General features: G+C 66.0%; 15 protein-coding genes. 7 read left to right on the top strand and 8 right to left on the bottom strand.

Translation table 11 applies throughout. The annotated features are described in order from the left end of the window. Window positions 1–4: 4 nt before the first annotated feature. Entirely contained in the window at window positions 5–1,045 is a 1,041-nt protein-coding gene (locus OUZ49_RS13715) for a LysR family transcriptional regulator (RefSeq protein ID WP_266151035.1), read from the bottom strand. A gap of 124 nt (window positions 1,046–1,169) precedes the next feature. Here OUZ49_RS13715 and aceB point away from each other — a divergent pair, with 124 nt between their 5' ends. Next, complete coding sequence (aceB, locus tag OUZ49_RS13720) at window positions 1,170–2,765, top strand: malate synthase A (protein ID WP_266151036.1); 1,596 nt, start codon at window positions 1,170–1,172, stop codon at window positions 2,763–2,765. Between the two features lie 51 nt (window positions 2,766–2,816). Beyond that, a complete protein-coding gene (aceA, locus tag OUZ49_RS13725; RefSeq protein WP_266151037.1) occupies window positions 2,817–4,121 on the top strand; it encodes an isocitrate lyase in 1,305 nt (434 codons plus the stop codon). Window positions 4,122–4,220: 99 nt separating this feature from the next. Here the strand turns inward: aceA and OUZ49_RS13730 are convergent, their stop codons facing one another. From OUZ49_RS13730 to OUZ49_RS13740, 3 genes are all read right to left on the bottom strand, one after another. Next, window positions 4,221–6,020, bottom strand: coding sequence for a cation:proton antiporter (locus OUZ49_RS13730; RefSeq protein ID WP_266151038.1), 1,800 nt, complete (start codon window positions 6,018–6,020; stop codon window positions 4,221–4,223). Window positions 6,021–6,280: 260 nt separating this feature from the next. Continuing rightward, window positions 6,281–7,780 (bottom strand): YifB family Mg chelatase-like AAA ATPase, encoded by a 1,500-nt coding sequence (locus OUZ49_RS13735; protein WP_266151039.1) that lies wholly within the window; start codon window positions 7,778–7,780, stop codon window positions 6,281–6,283. A 164-nt stretch (window positions 7,781–7,944) separates the two neighbouring features. Beyond that, entirely contained in the window at window positions 7,945–8,193 is a 249-nt protein-coding gene (locus tag OUZ49_RS13740; protein WP_266151040.1) for an accessory factor UbiK family protein, read from the bottom strand. Between the two features lie 190 nt (window positions 8,194–8,383). On the opposite strand from OUZ49_RS13740, the gene glnK reads away from it, so the two are divergent. Next, the gene (glnK, locus tag OUZ49_RS13745; protein ID WP_243048302.1) at window positions 8,384–8,722 is read left to right on the top strand and encodes a P-II family nitrogen regulator; all 339 of its coding nucleotides are present in this window, start codon (window positions 8,384–8,386) and stop codon (window positions 8,720–8,722) included. Here glnK and OUZ49_RS13750 read toward each other — a convergent pair. Both OUZ49_RS13750 and gpmA read right to left on the bottom strand, forming a co-directional pair. Continuing rightward, window positions 8,719–9,252: a CcdC protein domain-containing protein gene (locus OUZ49_RS13750; protein WP_323134935.1), complete on the bottom strand. Its 534-nt coding sequence runs from the start codon at window positions 9,250–9,252 to the stop codon at window positions 8,719–8,721. The two genes, glnK and OUZ49_RS13750, sit on opposite strands and share 4 nt — an antisense overlap. Before the next feature lie 118 nt (window positions 9,253–9,370). Continuing rightward, window positions 9,371–10,114 (bottom strand): 2,3-diphosphoglycerate-dependent phosphoglycerate mutase, encoded by a 744-nt coding sequence (gene gpmA / locus OUZ49_RS13755; protein WP_266151099.1) that lies wholly within the window; start codon window positions 10,112–10,114, stop codon window positions 9,371–9,373. A gap of 149 nt (window positions 10,115–10,263) precedes the next feature. On the opposite strand from gpmA, the gene OUZ49_RS13760 reads away from it, so the two are divergent. Continuing rightward, the gene (locus OUZ49_RS13760; protein WP_266151042.1) at window positions 10,264–10,929 is read left to right on the top strand and encodes a DUF4097 family beta strand repeat-containing protein; all 666 of its coding nucleotides are present in this window, start codon (window positions 10,264–10,266) and stop codon (window positions 10,927–10,929) included. 12 nt (window positions 10,930–10,941) lie between these two features. Here the strand turns inward: OUZ49_RS13760 and hemF are convergent, their stop codons facing one another. Together hemF and OUZ49_RS13770 are read right to left on the bottom strand one after the other, a co-directional pair. Then, window positions 10,942–11,844: an oxygen-dependent coproporphyrinogen oxidase gene (hemF, locus tag OUZ49_RS13765; RefSeq protein WP_266151043.1), complete on the bottom strand. Its 903-nt coding sequence runs from the start codon at window positions 11,842–11,844 to the stop codon at window positions 10,942–10,944. 102 nt (window positions 11,845–11,946) lie between these two features. Continuing rightward, window positions 11,947–12,747 (bottom strand): SanA/YdcF family protein, encoded by an 801-nt coding sequence (locus OUZ49_RS13770; RefSeq protein ID WP_266151044.1) that lies wholly within the window; start codon window positions 12,745–12,747, stop codon window positions 11,947–11,949. Between the two features lie 73 nt (window positions 12,748–12,820). Here OUZ49_RS13770 and OUZ49_RS13775 point away from each other — a divergent pair, with 73 nt between their 5' ends. Genes OUZ49_RS13775 through OUZ49_RS13785 form a run of 3 tightly spaced genes read left to right on the top strand, consistent with a single transcriptional unit; the run spans window position 12,821 to window position 15,569 of the window. Further along, window positions 12,821–14,020, top strand: a complete 1,200-nt coding sequence (locus tag OUZ49_RS13775) for a beta-ketoacyl-[acyl-carrier-protein] synthase family protein (protein WP_266151045.1) — start codon at window positions 12,821–12,823, stop codon at window positions 14,018–14,020. Next, window positions 14,017–14,814, top strand: a complete 798-nt coding sequence (locus OUZ49_RS13780; RefSeq protein ID WP_266151046.1) for a beta-ketoacyl synthase chain length factor — start codon at window positions 14,017–14,019, stop codon at window positions 14,812–14,814. The genes OUZ49_RS13775 and OUZ49_RS13780 overlap by 4 nt, the downstream gene beginning before the upstream one ends. Further along, on the top strand, window positions 14,811–15,569 hold the full coding sequence (locus OUZ49_RS13785) for a glycosyltransferase family 2 protein (RefSeq protein ID WP_266151047.1): 759 nt from the start codon (window positions 14,811–14,813) through the stop codon (window positions 15,567–15,569). The genes OUZ49_RS13780 and OUZ49_RS13785 overlap by 4 nt, the downstream gene beginning before the upstream one ends. The last annotated feature ends 4 nt before the right edge of the window (window positions 15,570–15,573 follow it).

The following is a 15,573-nucleotide window of genomic DNA, read 5'->3' on the forward strand; positions in this document are numbered from 1 at the left end:
GGTCTTAGCGTTCGGAGTGACCCGACTCATCATAATCGCGATGCGTCAGCAGGCCAGGGCGCACCAGGTCGACGAACGCCCTCGCCTCTTCACTGAGAAACTTGCCCTTGCGCATCACCACGCCGTAGCTGCGCTGCGGAAAATACTGCTTCATATTACGGACGGCCAAACGCGAACGGTCGGCTTCGGTGATGCAGATGCCGGTGACGATGGAAATGCCCAGGCCCATCGCCACGTATTCCTTGATCACGTCCCAGCCGCCCACTTCGATGGCCACCTTGTAGGGCACCTGGCGCTGCTGGAACACCAGGTCGACCAGTCGATACGTGGACAGTCGCTGCGGCGGCAGGATCAAGCCGAAGGGCGATAAATCCTCGAGGGTAATCCGGTCCTTGGCCGCCAGCGGATGATCGAGCGGCGTGATCAGCATCGGGTCGTAGTGGTGCACCGGGGCCCAGGCGATATCGTTCGGCACGTCGAGCATGGAGCCGACGGCGAAGTCCGCCTCATCGGCGCGCAACAGCGCCAGCCCGTCCTTGCCGGTGACATTGGCCAGTTGCAGATGCACCGTGGGAAAGCGTTCGCGATAGCGGCGCACCAGGTCAGGCAGCAGGTATTGGATGGTCGAGCTGCCCGCCGCAATGGTCAGGCGGCCGCCTTGCATGCCCTTCACCTTGGCCTGGAAGTCGCGGTCCAGGTTCTCCCATCCCTCGACCAGGGGGCGCGCTAGTTCGTACAGGGCTTCGCCGGCGTCAGTGAGATTGATACGGCGGCGCCGACGCTCGAGCAGGCTCACGCCGAGCTCGCGCTCCAGGGCCTGCAATTGCAGGCTCACCGTCGGCTGAGACAAGTAAAGGGCCTCGGCAGCTCGCGTCAGGGTACCCAGCTTCACCGTGTAGACGAAGGCCCGCGTCTGCTTCTGGCGGTTGCCCTTGTAATAGAACCGACCCGACTCGCTGGCGGCCGACTCATCGCCTTTTCGCCGCCTTGGTGGCTCGACAGGTGCTTTTTTTGCCTTTTTTGGCGTCGACCGGACGGATTTCATGGCTTTTGACTCAACGAGTTGCAACACGTATTGATAAATACAATACCAAAAATTGAAACATTTGCTTTGTCAAAGCAATTCTCCGTGACCTAGTGTCATCGCATCGTCATCACGGAGATTTGCCATGGCCGTCCCCAAGGAACGCGTTCTCACCCAGCCGGCCCAGGTCCATGGCGCGACCCGGCCGGAGCACGACGCCATCCTCACCCCCGATGCGCTGGCCTTCCTGGCTGACCTGCACCGTCGTTTCGACGCGCGGCGCCTGGAACTGCTGGCCGCGCGCAAGCTGCGCCAGGCCCGTTTTGACGCTGGCGAACTGCCGGATTTCCGTCCGGACACTGCCGCCATCCGCGAGGGCCAGTGGACGGTCGCCCCGATCCCGGCCGCCCTGCGCGACCGCCGCGTCGAGATCACCGGCCCGGTCGAGCGCAAGATGATCATCAACGCGCTCAACTCCGGCGCGAAGGTGTTCATGGCGGACTTCGAGGATTCGTCGGCCCCCACCTTTGCCAACCAGATCGACGGCCAGATCAACCTTCGCGACGCCGTGAACGGCTCCATCGAGTACGTCTCGCCCGAAGGCAAGCAGTACCGCGTGAAGCAGAACCCGGCCGTGCTGGTGGTGCGTCCGCGCGGCTGGCACTTGCCGGAGCGCCATATCAGCGTGGACGGTGAGCCGATGGCTGGCGCCCTCGTCGACTTCGGCCTGTACGTTTTCCATAACGCCCGCCAGCTGCAGGCGCGCGACCTGGGCCCCTACTTCTACCTGCCCAAGCTCGAGGCGATGGAAGAGGCGGCGCTGTGGGACGAGGTGATGTCCGCCGCCGAGAGCGAGCTGGACCTGCCGCCGGACTGCATGAAGGCCACGGTGCTGATCGAGACGCTGCCGGCCGCGTTCCAGATGCACGAGATCCTGCATGCGCTGCGCGGCCGCATCGTCGGCCTCAACTGCGGACGCTGGGACTACATCTTTTCCTACCTGAAGACGTTCCGCGCCCATGGCGATCGCTTGTTGCCGGATCGCGGCCAGGTGCTGATGACAGTGCCGTTCCTGAAGTCGTATTCGGAGCTGCTGATTCAGACCTGCCATCGCCGCGGCGCCTTCGCCATGGGCGGCATGGCGGCGCAGATTCCGATCAAGGGCGACGAGGCCGCCAACGAGGCCGCCTTGGCCAAGGTGCGCGCCGACAAGCTGCGCGAAGTGCAGGCCGGCCACGACGGCACCTGGGTGGCGCATCCGGCGCTGGTGCCGGTGGCGCAGGAAGTGTTCGACCAGTACATGCCGTCGCCGAACCAGCTGGGCGTGGTCCGCGCCGATGTCTGCGTCACCCGCCATCACCTGATTGCACCCTGCAGCGGTTCGATCAGCCGCGCCGGTTTCGACAACAACGTCGAAGTGGCGCTGCGCTATACCGCGTCGTGGCTGGACGGCCAGGGTTGCGTGCCGATCCATCACCTGATGGAAGACGCGGCCACCGCCGAGATCGCCCGCGCCCAGCTTTGGCAGTGGCTGCACCACGGCCCGCTGGAATTCACCGATCACGCGCCGATCGACTTCGCCCTGTTCGATCACGCCCTCGCCAAGCACACCCATCGCTTGCGCGAGAGCAACGCGGCCTACGCCGCTCGCGCCGACCAAGCCGCCGCCCTGCTTTCCACGCTGACCCACGCCGACCACCTCGGCGATTTCCTCACCCTGGCCGCCTACACGCAGCTCTGACCTTCCACCGATCGCACCGACGCATCACCGATAAGAAAGGGAGACACGCTCATGAAGAACACGCTGCCCACCGCCGACCAGATCGCTCTCGACTGGAGCAACAACCCTCGCTGGAGCGGTATCCAGCGCAATTACTCCGCCGCCGACGTGGTGCGTCTGCGCGGCACGGTGGCGGTGGAACATTCGCTCGCCCGTCGTGGCGCCGAGCGTCTGTGGCAATCGCTGAACAAGGAAGACTTCGTCAACGCGCTTGGCGCGCTGACCGGCAACCAGGCCATGCAGCAGGTGAAGGCCGGCCTGCAGGCGATCTACCTCAGTGGCTGGCAGGTCGCGGCCGATGCCAACGTCGCCGGCGAAATGTATCCGGACCAGTCGCTGTATCCCGCGAACTCGGTGCCACTGGTGGTGAAGCGCATCAACAACACCTTGCTGCGCGCCGACCAGCTACATCATGCCGAGGGCCTGCACGACATCGACTGGATGGTGCCCATCGTGGCCGATGCGGAAGCCGGTTTCGGCGGTGTGCTCAATGCGTTCGAACTGATGAAGGCGATGATCGAGGCCGGTGCCGCCGGCGTGCACTTCGAGGACCAGCTTGCCTCGGTGAAGAAGTGCGGCCACATGGGTGGCAAGGTGCTGGTGCCGACGCGCGAGGCGGTGGACAAGCTCAATGCCGCGCGCCTGGCTGCCGACGTGCTCGGCGTGCCGACCCTGCTGGTGGCGCGCACCGATGCCGATGCTGCCGACCTGCTCACCTCCGATATCGACGAGAACGACCAGCCGTTCGTCACCGGCGAGCGCACGGTGGAAGGCTTTTTCCGCGTGCGTCCGGGCCTGGACCAGGCGATCAGCCGCGGCCTTGCCTATGCGCCCTACGCCGACTTGGTGTGGTGCGAAACCAGCAAGCCGAACCTGGAAGAGGCGCGCAAGTTCGCCGAAGCCATCCACGCCAGGTACCCGGGCAAGCTGCTGGCCTATAACTGCTCGCCCAGCTTCAACTGGAGGAAGAACCTCGATGACGCCACCATCGCCAGGTTCCAGAAGGAACTCGGCGCGATGGGTTACAAGTTCCAGTTCATCACCCTGGCCGGCTTCCACAGCCTCAACTACGGCATGTTCGATCTGGCCCACGGCTATGCACGCCGCCAGATGAGCGCCTTCGTGGAACTGCAGGAACGCGAGTTCGCCGCCGCCGAACGCGGCTTCACCGCGGTGAAGCATCAGCGTGAAGTGGGCACCGGCTACTTCGATGCGGTGACCCAGGCAATCCAGCAGGGCCAGTCGTCCACCACGGCACTGAAGGGTTCCACCGAAGAGCAGCAGTTCCACGCATCCCGCCAGGCCAGCGCGGCCTGATGAGGCACCACGTGTCGCGTGAGCCAGCACGGAAGCCGGCGTGTGCGCGGAGAGCATGGCTCTCCGCGCACGCCACGCAGGGAGTGCGGCCCTCATGGATCAGCCAGGTTGCGCCGTCGTCTCGGCTCGCACCAGCGTAGTCACGGTCCAGCCAGGACGAGGTTCCAGCTCGCGCTTCGCCGACGCCATGCGCAACGCGCCCCTTTCTTCCACGCCAAACAACAGCACGGTGTCGGAACCATACTGTTCGATGAAGTGCGGCCAGTCGAAGGTGGCGGTGAGGCGCGTCGACTTGATGCGCCAGCCTTGCGCCAGCAGCTGGATGAAACGCTGATGGGTCATGTCGGCGGCGAACAGCCGCGGCACCAGGAAACGCCGCACCAGCTGGTCACGCTCACTCCCTTCCTGGGGAAGGTCGTTCTGCAAGCGATAGACGCGTTCGCGCCCGAAGTCCTGACGGTAATGCACACAGGCTAGCGTGTTGCGCTCGCGATGAGTCGACATCGCCAGCAGGCGACCGATGCCGGTGAGATCGAGATGTCGCTCCGCATGGGCGCTGGCCGGATGGCCATAAAACGTGGTCAGCCCCTCCATGCGCGCCTGGCGTATGCCTTCCCACTGCTCGTCCGCCACGATCACGCGGAACCCGGCGTCGACCAGTGCTCGCGCCACGGCGCGCGCCACTTCATCCGAACCATAGATCAAGACGCCGTTGGGATCGGGCTCGGCAACTTTCAGCCAGCGTGCCAGGGGGCGCGCGGTGGCGCTCTGCAACACCACCGTGCCGACGATCAGGATGAAGACCAAGGGCACCAGCGCCTCCGCACCTGGCAGCTGCAGATCATCCAGGCGCAGCGCGAACAGCGCAGACACCGCGGCCGCCACGATGCCACGCGGCGCCACCCACGCAATCAAGGCACGCTCGCGCCAACTCAGCGAGCTGCCGGCGCTGGCAATCGCGACCGTGAGCGGGCGCACCACCAGTTGCGCAGCGAGGAAGATCGCGATGCCCGACCACAGCACGCCATCGGGCAGGGGCCAATCCAGTCGCGCCGCGAGCAGAATGAAGAGCACCGAGACCAGCAAGGTGGTGAGGTTTTCCTTGAAGTCGAGAATGTCGTCGATATGCACATCGCGCATATTGCCCAGCGCGATGCCCATCACCGTCACGGCCAGCAGGCCGGACTCGTGGGTGATCGCGTTGGACAACGAGAACGCAAGCAACACGGTCACCAGCGCGCCGTAATTCTGCAGGTATTCGGGAATCATGTGACGGCGCAGCAGGGCAGCCAGCAGCCATGCGGCAGCCAGACCGATCGCGGTGCCGCAGCCGATCACCAGCAGGAATACGCCAATGGTGTGGCCTTGCTCGCGCGTCACGATCGCTTCGTACACCAGCACGGCGAACAGCGCGCCGAGCGGATCGATCACGATGCCCTCCCAGCGCAACGTATTGGCGATACGCGCGTTCGGCCGCACCGTGCGCAGCATCGGCGCAATCACCGTCGGCCCGGTGACGCAGGTGAGCGCACCAAACAGCAGGGAAACCTCCCAGCTCAGACCCGCCAGGTAGTGGGCAGCCAGCGCCAGCAACAGCACGGCGACCACGGCGCCATAGGTGACCAGCCCACGGACCACGCCACCGATGCCCGGCAGCTCGCTGAAGCGCAGCGTGAGGCTGCCTTCAAACAGGATCACCGCCACGGCCAGCGACACCACCGGGAACAGCAGCGGCCCCAGCAGCTGGTCCGGCGCCACCACGTGACCCACCGGCCCAAGCAGGATGCCCGCCAACAACAGGAACAGGATGGCCGGCAGCTTTACCCGCCATGCCAGCCACTGGCAAAAAAAACCGATGCCCAGCAGGCAAACCAGCAACAGTCCAAGGTCAGCCGCCATGCGCCATCCTTCGCGTGCCCGTCAGGGAGCTATCGGAGCACGCGCACGGCAACGCCGTCCACCCTTGGGCGGACCATTGAACACGAGGGGAAGAAGGGGGGCCAAGCCCCGGTATCGGACGGGGGAGGGGGAGGGGAGTACCGATACCGGGGTGGCAGGCATAGTTCATTTGCGAACCAGCGGGTACAAATATTACCCCGCTTGCCGGACAAGTCAATACCCGTCAGTACAAGAATTGCCCTGCGCCAGCCGGCGACCCGTCAGAAACGCCGGTAGGTCAACGCCTCGGCAAGATGCGAGCGGTCCAGCAGGCCTGCTCCGCCGTCGAGGTCGGCAATGGTGCGAGCCACCCGCAAGGTGCGGTGATAAGCGCGGGCCGACAGTCCCAGGCGTTCCAGCGCGGCATCGAACCAACGCCGCTCGGCCGGCCCCAAGGCGCAGTCGCGTTCCAGTTCGCGCGTGCTGATTTCCGCATTGGAGCGGCCTGCCCGCATCAAGGCATGCTTGCGCGCCCGCACCACCCGGGCCCGCACCGTGGCCGAGTCCTCGTCGTGCTCACCGCGTGGCGTGCCCAGTTCGCTCAGCGGTACGCGCGGCACCTCCAGGCTCAGGTCGATGCGGTCCAGCAGCGGTCCTGAAATGCGCGCGCGATAGCGCTGGATCTGGTCCGGCGTACATTGGCAACGCTGGCGCGGATCGCCGGCATAGCCGCAAGGGCAGGGGTTCATCGCCGCCACCAGTTGGAACTGGGCCGGAAAGGCCGACTGCCGCGCCGCCCGGGAGATCACGATATGACCGGACTCCATCGGCTCCCGCAGTACATCCAGGACATGCCGACCGAACTCCGGCAGCTCGTCCAGGAACAGCACGCCGTTATGCGCCAGCGAAATCTCGCCAGGCCGGGGCACCGCGCCGCCGCCCACCAGGGCAACCGCCGACGTCGTGTGATGGGGCGCCCGGAACGGCCGCCGACGCCAACGCGCGGGGTCCACGGTCTGTCCGGCCACCGACAACACCGCACAGGTTTCCAGCGCTTCAAGTTCGCTCAGCGGCGGCAGGATGCCCGGCAAGCGCTCGGCCAACATGGTCTTGCCGGTGCCCGGCGGCCCCGCCAGCAACAGGTGATGGCCACCGGTGGCAGCGATCTCCAGCGCACGTCGTGCCTGGGGCTGCCCGCGAACGTCGGCGAGGTCCGGCCCCCCGGCGTCGATGTAGGCGTCAGGGGCATCGGACGGCAGGCCAAGATCCTGTGCCCCGCGCAACCAGCCGCAGACTTCGGCCAGGGTGTCGGCCACCAGCACATCAGCATCCGAAACCAGGGCGGCCTCGGCCGCATTGGCCCGCGGCACCACCACGCGACGCCCGCGAGCGCGTGCCCGCAACAACGCCGGCAGCACGCCCGATACGCCGCGCAAGGCGCCAGAGAGCGCCAGCTCGCCCAGGAACTCGCAGTCATCCAGCTTCTCGCGCGGCACCTGGCCGCCAGCGGCCAGGATGCCCAGCGCAATGGCGAGATCGAAGCGACCGCCATCCTTCGGCAGCTCGGCCGGCGCCAGATTCACGGTGACCCTTCGATTCGGGTACTCGAATGAGGTGTTCTGGATCGCCACCCGCACGCGGTCGCGCGCCTCGCGCACGGCGGCTTCGGGAAGACCCACGATATTGGTGCCTGGCAAGCCACCCGACAGGTGGACTTCGACCATCACCTGCGGGGCAGCCACGCCTTCCTGGGCGCGGCTAAGCGTAACGGCGAGGCTCATGGCGCCGGCACGGAACGAATGGGACGAGCGCGGCTGCCAAGTTGGAACACAGGGTTGGATCCCTCAAGCGACCTGTGACTTAAAAACAGCCGCCCCCGACCGTTCTCGGGGTGAGGGTGACAGATCGGGGGCGGCTCCCGGGACGTGGACCCGCGCTACGCCCGTTAGGTGGCAGCACCGGCCTCGAGATCGGCGATTCGCTTCTCCAAAGCCTCGACCTTGGCGCGGGTACGCGCCAGAACCTGGCTCTGGACTTCAAACTCCTCGCGGGTGACTAGATCAAGGCGGCGCAATCCCTGCGCCAGGACATCGCTGAAGTTGGTGCGCAAATCCTGGTGCGCCTGGGTCAATCCATTTGGAACCAACGAAACAAGACGCTGGGCAAGTTGATCGATATCCTGCCTATCCATCATGGACAGCACCTCGAGCTCGTCGGGGGACAGTGTAGATTCATGTCTTTAAACGCCACCATCAGCTTGCTCCGCTAGAAGATGTAGGCATTCTCCTACACGCTAAGCACCCAGGCGACAGCCCGGGCCGCGCGCAGGCAAAATGGCGCCTCACGGCACCCGGTGCCGAACACAACGATTTCAAGGAATGCCCATGAAGCTGGTGGTTGCGGTCATCAAGCCGTTCAAACTGGACGACGTACGCGAAGCCCTGGCCGAAGTGGGAGTCCAGGGCATTACGGTCACCGAGGTGAAGGGCTTTGGTCGCCAGAAGGGCCATACCGAGCTGTACCGCGGCGCGGAATATGTCGTCGATTTCCTACCCAAGATCAAACTCGAGGTAGCCGTGGCCGACGATCAGCTGGATCGCGTCGTGGAAGCCATCCAGCAGTCCGCGCGCACCGGCAAGATCGGCGACGGCAAGATCTTTGTCAGCTCGCTGGAGCAGGTGATCCGTATCCGCACCGGCGAGCTGGACAACGACGCGCTTTAGGAACGAGCTGTCGCGGCTGCCTGGCTGCGTTCGAAGCGGCGGTGATGCACCAGCAGGCCGGCGAAATAAGTGATGTAGTAACCGATCAAGAGCCCGAACACGGCCAGGGTCAGCGGGCTGTTGCCGAAGGCCGGCGCGGCGTTCGCCAGGGCCGGATCCTGCAATTGGGGCATCAGCACCGCATAGCGCCAGCCGAGGCGGGCGAGCAGCAGCACGGTCAGCAGGCCGCCGATCCACGGGTTGGGAAGATAGGCGTCGGCGCCATTTGCGTCGCGCTCGAAACGGGTCAGCCGTAAACCCACCAGGCCCAGCAGCGCGCCGCCCAGGGCTCCTCCGAGCAGGCCTTCCAGCAAGCGCAGGTTGTGCAAGCCACCAAGCGCGAGCGCCACGCCAAGCACGGCGAAGAAGGCGATGCGAACCGTCATGCGCTGCCGGCGGATCGGCTGCCGCCCAAAGCTGCCACGCACGCGGCGCCAGACGGCGAACGCCATCAAGGGCAGCATGATGAAGGGAATCGCAGTCGGAGCCACGGGCAGTCCTTCGCTGGGAACAGGCTTCGCAGCTTATCGGACCCGCCACCGCGCTGGCGATGGGCATGGCACAGCCACCGCGGGTGACAGCTGTCACCCGCGATGGCGCCTGGCAGTCTTACTTGGCCTTGCCCTGGTTGGCCACGGCGGCCATCTTCGCCGCGATCGCGTCGGCGTCGCCGAGGTAGTAATGGCGCAGCGGCTTGAGCTCGGCGTCGAACTCGTACACCAGCGGCACGCCATTGGGGATGTTCAGCTCGACGATGTCGTCGTCGGAGATGTTGTCCAGGTACTTCACCAAGGCGCGCAGCGAATTGCCGTGGGCGGCGACCACGACACGCTGGCCAGCGCGGATCGCCGGCGCCAACACGTCATGCCAGTACGGCAACACGCGCGCGACGGTGTCCTTGAGGCACTCGGTATCCGGGATGTCCCGCGGGTCCAGCTTGGCGTAGCGCGGATCGGTTACCGACTCGTTGGCAGCGCGATCCAGCGGCGGCGGCGGAATGTCGTAGCTGCGGCGCCAGACCTTGACCTGGTCCTCGCCGAACTTCGCCGCGGTCTCGGCCTTGTTGAGGCCGGTGAGCGCGCCGTAATGGCGCTCGTTTAGACGCCACTCGAAACGCACCGGTATCCACATCAGGTCCATGGCGTCCTGCACGCCCCACAGCGTGCGCACGGCGCGCTTGAGTACCGAGGTGTGGGCCACGTCGAAGGTGTAGCCTTCGGCCTTGAGCAGGCGACCGGCCTCGGCGGCTTCGGCCATACCCTGTTCGGTGAGGTCCACGTCGGCCCAGCCGCTGAAGCGGTTGTCGAGGTTCCACTGGGACTGGCCGTGTCGGATGAGTACGAGCTTGTGCATGGCGGAAATTCGCAGCGAGAAACCTGAAATGTTGAGGCTCGCTACCGGGTACGTCAAATAACCCGGCCGGCCCCTGTCGAAGGTCATGCTAAACCCGCAGCTGCCGGGGAGCATCCTACGGCGGTCAATATCTCTACATGGAGTTTGTTATGCGACGTAACCTGATCACGCTTGCCCTGGGCCTGGCCCTGCCCCTGTCCGCACTGGCAGCGGATAACGACGTCAGCAAGGTCAATGGCACGGTGCATGTCGAATCCGGTCAACAAGCCGGCAACGTCAGCACGGTGAACGGCGCTGTCCGCATTGGCGACAACGCCACCGTACAGAAGGCCAGTACGGTCAACGGTTCGGTGGAGCTTGGCGATAAAACCCAGGCGACGGCCATCGACACCGTGAACGGTTCGGTCACCCTGGGTGCCGGCGATCGCATCGCTGGCACAGTGAGCACCACCAATGGCGGTGTTCGCCTGGGTGAACATGCCGATGTCGCCGGCAAGACCAGCACCGTCAACGGCAGCATTACGCTCAACGCTGCTCACGTAGGTGGTGGCATCCACACTACCAACGGTGACATCACCGTCGGCGCCAACTCTCGCGTTGAAGGCGGCATCCTGGTCGACAAGCCGGGTGGCTGGTTCACCTGGAACACCAACAGCCGGCTGCCGCACGTGGTGATCGGCCCGCACGCCGTGGTGCAGGGCCCGCTGGAGTTTCGCCGCGAGGTGGTGCTGCAGGTGAGCGATACCGCGCAGATCGGTCCAGTGAAGGGCGCCACGCCGGTGAAGTTCAGTGGGGATATGCCGCCGGCGAACTGACCTCAGCGGTGCTCAAACCCAGTCGCGCGGCTTCAGGTAATCGCTGAGCCGGGCTTCTGGTGAACCGGCTTCGGGTTCATAGGCGTATTCAAAGCGCACGCGCGGCGGCAGGCTCATCAGGATCGATTCGGTGCGCCCACCCGATTGCAGGCCAAACAGGGTGCCGCGGTCGTAGACCAGGTTGAATTCCACGTAGCGGCCGCGGCGATAGAGCTGGAATTCGCGCTCGCGCTCGCCATACGGCGTGTCCTTGCGGCGCTCCACGATCGGCAGGTAGGCGTCGAGAAAGCCCTGGCCGACATCGCGGGTAAACGCGAAGCAGCGCTCGAAGCCGCCTTCGTTGAGGTCGTCGTAGAACAGGCCGCCGACACCGCGCGTCTCGTTGCGGTGCTTGAGGTAGAAGTATTCGTCGCACCATTGCTTGTAGCGCGGGTAAACGTCCGCGCCATAGGGCTCGCACAGGTCGCGCGCGACGCCATGCCAGTGCAGCACGTCCTCGTCGTGCGGGTAGAACGGCGTCAGGTCGAAGCCACCACCGAACCACCACACCGGCTCCACGCCTTCCTTGCTCGCCTCGAAGTAGCGCACGTTGGCGTGCGTGGTAGGTATGTGCGGATTGCGCGGATGCAGCACCAGCGACACGCCGGTGGCCACAAAGCTGCCGCCGGCCAGGTCGGGCCGGTGCGCGGTGGCGCTTGGCGGCAACTGATGGCCATAGACGCGGGAGAAATTCACGCCGGCCTGCTCGAAGATCGCGCCATCGCGCAGCACGCGCGTGCGTCCACCGCCGCCGGCGGGGCGGGTCCAGGCGTCCTCCTCGAAACGGGCGTTGCCGTCCAGCTGCTCGATGGCCGCGCAGATGCGGTCCTGCAGGTCGCGCAGGAAGGTTTCGGCGAGATCGGCTTGTTGGCTCATCGATGGACTCGTGGTCGGGTGAACCCGCCAAGCTTAACAAGCCCGCGCATGCCGACTGCTGCGACCTGGCGTCGCGCGCTGTTTCCAACCGACGTGTCGGGTCTAGCTGAGGCGCTCGACGATGCGGCGGTGACCGATCAGATTCGCCCAGCGCGCGCCGAGGTCGATCCACATCAGATAACCCGATTCCGCCAGCAGCCGCAGCAGATAGCGCCGACTCAGCACCAGCGCCGGTTCCGCCGCGACCGGCACGCAGTCGAAGCCGAGTCGTCGCGCCAGCAGCTGGCAGCGGGCGAGGTGATAACGGCTGGTGACCAGGGCCACCGGCGGCAGCATCCGCATCAAGGGGCCGTCCTGCTGCAGCAGGCTGCGCGCGTGGCGCAGGTTTTCCAGCGAATCGACCGATGCCTGCTCCAATTGCAGGATCACCCCGGCGGGAAGCTCATGTTTGAGCAGCCAGGCGCGTCCGGCGGCGGCTTCGCTGACACTCCCACCGCTGCGACCGCCCAGCAGCAACACATGGTCAGTCTGGTCGGCCCGCATCAGTGCCAGCGCGCGTGACAGGCGTTGTTGGTAATCCGGCTCGGGCTGGTCGTGCACCAGTCGGCGGCCGAACACCAGCACGGTCATCCGCCGCGGCATGGTCAACGGGCTACGCCCCGCCACGCGCCATACATGAATGAGATAGCCAACCCAGACCAGGCCCAGGCTCAGCACCAGTGCGACAACCGTCACGGCCGCGGCATGCAGCACGTCCCGATCGCTCAAATAGCGCCAGGGACCACGTTTGAGCGGGGCGATGATGGGCGACACGGGCAGGGCGGCGGCCAGGGCAAACTCAGTGCCCGAGTGTGCGCAGCTGGCCGTGCAGACGCAATCGCGGCCCGCGACCAGCCCCTGCACAAAGATGAATGCCGGCCCCGGGCGCCGTTTGTCCAGACTAGGAAATATGACGATCGCTGGTTAGGCTCCCGCGATGTCAGTACCGATCCAACCCTTGGCCGTCAGTGCCTATACGGCCACATCGGCGCTCGGCCATGGTCTTGAAAGCCACGTCGCCGCCCTCGCCGCCTCCCGTGGCGCACTCCGCCCGAACGATTTCAGCAGCGCGCCGCTGGCCTGCTGGATCGGCCGCGTCGATGGCGTGGAAGAGGCCTCGCTGCCGGCCGCGCATGCCGTGTGGGAATGCCGCAACAACCGCCTTGCCTGGCTTGGCCTGCATCAGGACCATTTCCTGGAGCGTGCGCTGGACGCGCGCCAGCGCTACGGCGCCGCGCGCGTCGCCTTAGTATTGGCGACCTCCACCGCGAGCATGGGTGCCACCGAGGAGGCCTATCGCCGCCTCGACGAGCAAGGCCAGATACCACCGGACCTGCGGCGCCCGCTGATCCACTCCCCGCACTCACTGGCGGGCTTCGTGGCCGAGGCGCTGGGCCTGGAAGGGCCTTGCCTGACCGTCTCCACGGCGTGTTCGTCCAGCGCCAAGGTGTTCGCGAACGCCGAGCGACTGATCCGGCTGGGACTGGTGGACGCTGCCGTCGTCGGTGGTGTCGACACCCTCTGCGACAGCGTGCTGTTTGGCTTCAACGCGCTGGAACTGGTGTCGCCGGAGCCGTGCCGGCCGTTCGACCAGGCCCGCCGCGGCATCTCGGTCGGCGAAGCGGCCGGGTTCGCCCTGCTCGAACGCATCGAGGCCGCACCCCGTGCGCTGCGCCTGCTCGGCTACGGCGAGTCCAGCGACGCCCACCACATGTCGACGCCCCACCCGGACGGCTTGGGCGCCGAACTCGCCTTGCGCGACGCCCTCGCTCGCGCCGGCCTACGCGCGGACCAGGTCGATTACATCAACCTGCATGGGACCGCCAGCCACAAGAACGACGAAGTGGAAGCCGCCCTGATCGCGCGGACCTTTCCGGCCTCCACCCGGGCCAGCTCGACCAAGGGCTACACCGGTCACACGCTGGGTGCCGCTGGGATTCTGGAAGCTGCGTTCTCGCTCCTGGCGATTCAATACGGCCTGGTCCCGGGCAGCCTCGGTTGCACCACCCCCGATGCCGCTTGCGGTCCGCAGTTGGCGCTGGAAAACGAGCAACGGCAGATCAATGTGGCGCTGAGCAATTCCTTCGGTTTTGGCGGCAACAACGCCTGCCTGGCCTTCGGCAGGGCACCCGCATGAGCAGCTTGTCGGTTTTCGTCGAAGGGATTGGCCTGTGGTCGCCCGCCCTGGGGGATTTCGCCGCGCTGCGGGCCCAGGAACATGGCCAGGCGGTGACGCCGCCCCCCGCCAAGCTGCCAGCCACCTTCCTGCCCGCCAACGAGCGGCGTCGTGCGCCTGAAAGCGTCCTGCTGGCCGTCGAGGTGGCCGGGCAAGCGGTCGCCATGAGCGAACGCTCGGCCAGCGAACTGCCGTGCGTATTCAGCTCCGCCTATGGCGACCAGCTGATTTCCGACTACATGTGCGCCACGCTCGCCCTGGCGCCGACGGAACTCTCGCCCACGCGCTTCCACAATTCGGTGCACAACGCACCGGCCGGTTACTGGACCATTGCGACCGGCTGTCACGCCGCATCCAGCGCCATCTGCGCCGGCCCCGCGAGTTTTGGCGCGGGATTGCTGGAGGCGGCCAGTTTCAGCCAGGCGGAACAGCGCCCGGTGCTGCTGGTCTGCAGCGACATCGCGGGTAGCGGGCCGGTCGGCGAGATGAACGGCTCGCGCACCAACTTTGGTTGCGCCCTGGTACTGGCCCCGGAGCAGGGCCTGCACAGCCTCGCCAAGCTCGTCCTGACGCTCGAACCGCATGCCGGCCTGGCCCTGCACCCGGGCCCGCCCTCCGGTGCCTGGCACGAAGCCAATGCCACTGCTGCATCGGCGTGGCCGCTGTTACAAAATCTTGCACATGGCGAGGGACACTGTACTCTCGCCGCGGCTGCGACCCTGGCCTTGCGAGTCTCAATGGAGAAGGTTGCTTGAATACATCCGACGCCCGCTGGTGCGTGTTGATCCCCTGCCTCAACGAGGAAGCGGCGATTCAAGGCGTGGTCGAATCGGTGCTCGCACTCAACGTAGCGGTCATCGTCGTGGACGATGGCTCGAACGATCGCACGCCGCAGATCGTGGGCGCGCTGCCCGTCACCTTGCTGCGTCATCCGCAGCGCAGGGGCAAGGGCGAAGCGCTGCGTACCGGTTTCCGCGAAGCCGTGCGCCAGGGATTCGACGCCGTCATCACCATGGATGGCGACGGACAACATCTCGCCAGCGACATCCCGCGCATCGTCGCCGCGGCGAAGCGCTTTCCCGACCATATCGTGATCGGCGCGCGCCTGCTCGATCGCGAACAGCAACCGAAGGGTCGCCGGCGCGCCAATGCGGTGGCCGACTGGGCCATCTCCTGGGCCTGCGCGCAGCCCGTGGCCGACACGCAGAGCGGGCAACGCTGGTATCCGCGTGCCGCCCTCGACCTGGTCGACCTGCCGGCGGAGAACTTCGTGTTCGAGGCCGCCATACTCATCACGGCGTCGCGCATGAAGAACCTGGGTGTCGTCTCCGTGCCGATCGCGTCGCGCTACCACCGCGAGTTTCGCATCAGCCACTTCAGCCCGGTACGCGACATCGCGCGGATCACCGGTTACACCATTGGCCAGCTGATCCACAACGGCAACGTCGTCGCCAGCTATCGGCGCTCGCGCGCGTCGCGCCCGCTCGTCTACGACACCGCCGCAACCTGATGGT

Source organism: Dyella halodurans, from assembly GCF_026283925.1.
GTDB classification, from domain to species: domain Bacteria; phylum Pseudomonadota; class Gammaproteobacteria; order Xanthomonadales; family Rhodanobacteraceae; genus Dyella; species Dyella halodurans.

Bases quoted from the DNA above. Each gene is read 5' to 3' on its own strand.
- OUZ49_RS13715 (WP_266151035.1), bottom strand. From the start codon at position 1,045: ATGAAATCCGTCCGGTCGACGCCAAAAAAGGCAAAAAAAGCACCTGTC.
- aceB (WP_266151036.1), top strand. From the start codon at position 1,170: ATGGCCGTCCCCAAGGAACGCGTTCTCACCCAGCCGGCCCAGGTCCAT.
- aceA (WP_266151037.1), top strand. From the start codon at position 2,817: ATGAAGAACACGCTGCCCACCGCCGACCAGATCGCTCTCGACTGGAGC.
- OUZ49_RS13730 (WP_266151038.1), bottom strand. From the start codon at position 6,020: ATGGCGGCTGACCTTGGACTGTTGCTGGTTTGCCTGCTGGGCATCGGT.
- OUZ49_RS13735 (WP_266151039.1), bottom strand. From the start codon at position 7,780: ATGAGCCTCGCCGTTACGCTTAGCCGCGCCCAGGAAGGCGTGGCTGCC.
- OUZ49_RS13740 (WP_266151040.1), bottom strand. From the start codon at position 8,193: ATGATGGATAGGCAGGATATCGATCAACTTGCCCAGCGTCTTGTTTCG.
- glnK (WP_243048302.1), top strand. From the start codon at position 8,384: ATGAAGCTGGTGGTTGCGGTCATCAAGCCGTTCAAACTGGACGACGTA.
- gpmA (WP_266151099.1), bottom strand. From the start codon at position 10,114: ATGCACAAGCTCGTACTCATCCGACACGGCCAGTCCCAGTGGAACCTC.
- OUZ49_RS13760 (WP_266151042.1), top strand. From the start codon at position 10,264: ATGCGACGTAACCTGATCACGCTTGCCCTGGGCCTGGCCCTGCCCCTG.
- hemF (WP_266151043.1), bottom strand. From the start codon at position 11,844: ATGAGCCAACAAGCCGATCTCGCCGAAACCTTCCTGCGCGACCTGCAG.
- OUZ49_RS13775 (WP_266151045.1), top strand. From the start codon at position 12,821: ATGTCAGTACCGATCCAACCCTTGGCCGTCAGTGCCTATACGGCCACA.
- OUZ49_RS13780 (WP_266151046.1), top strand. From the start codon at position 14,017: ATGAGCAGCTTGTCGGTTTTCGTCGAAGGGATTGGCCTGTGGTCGCCC.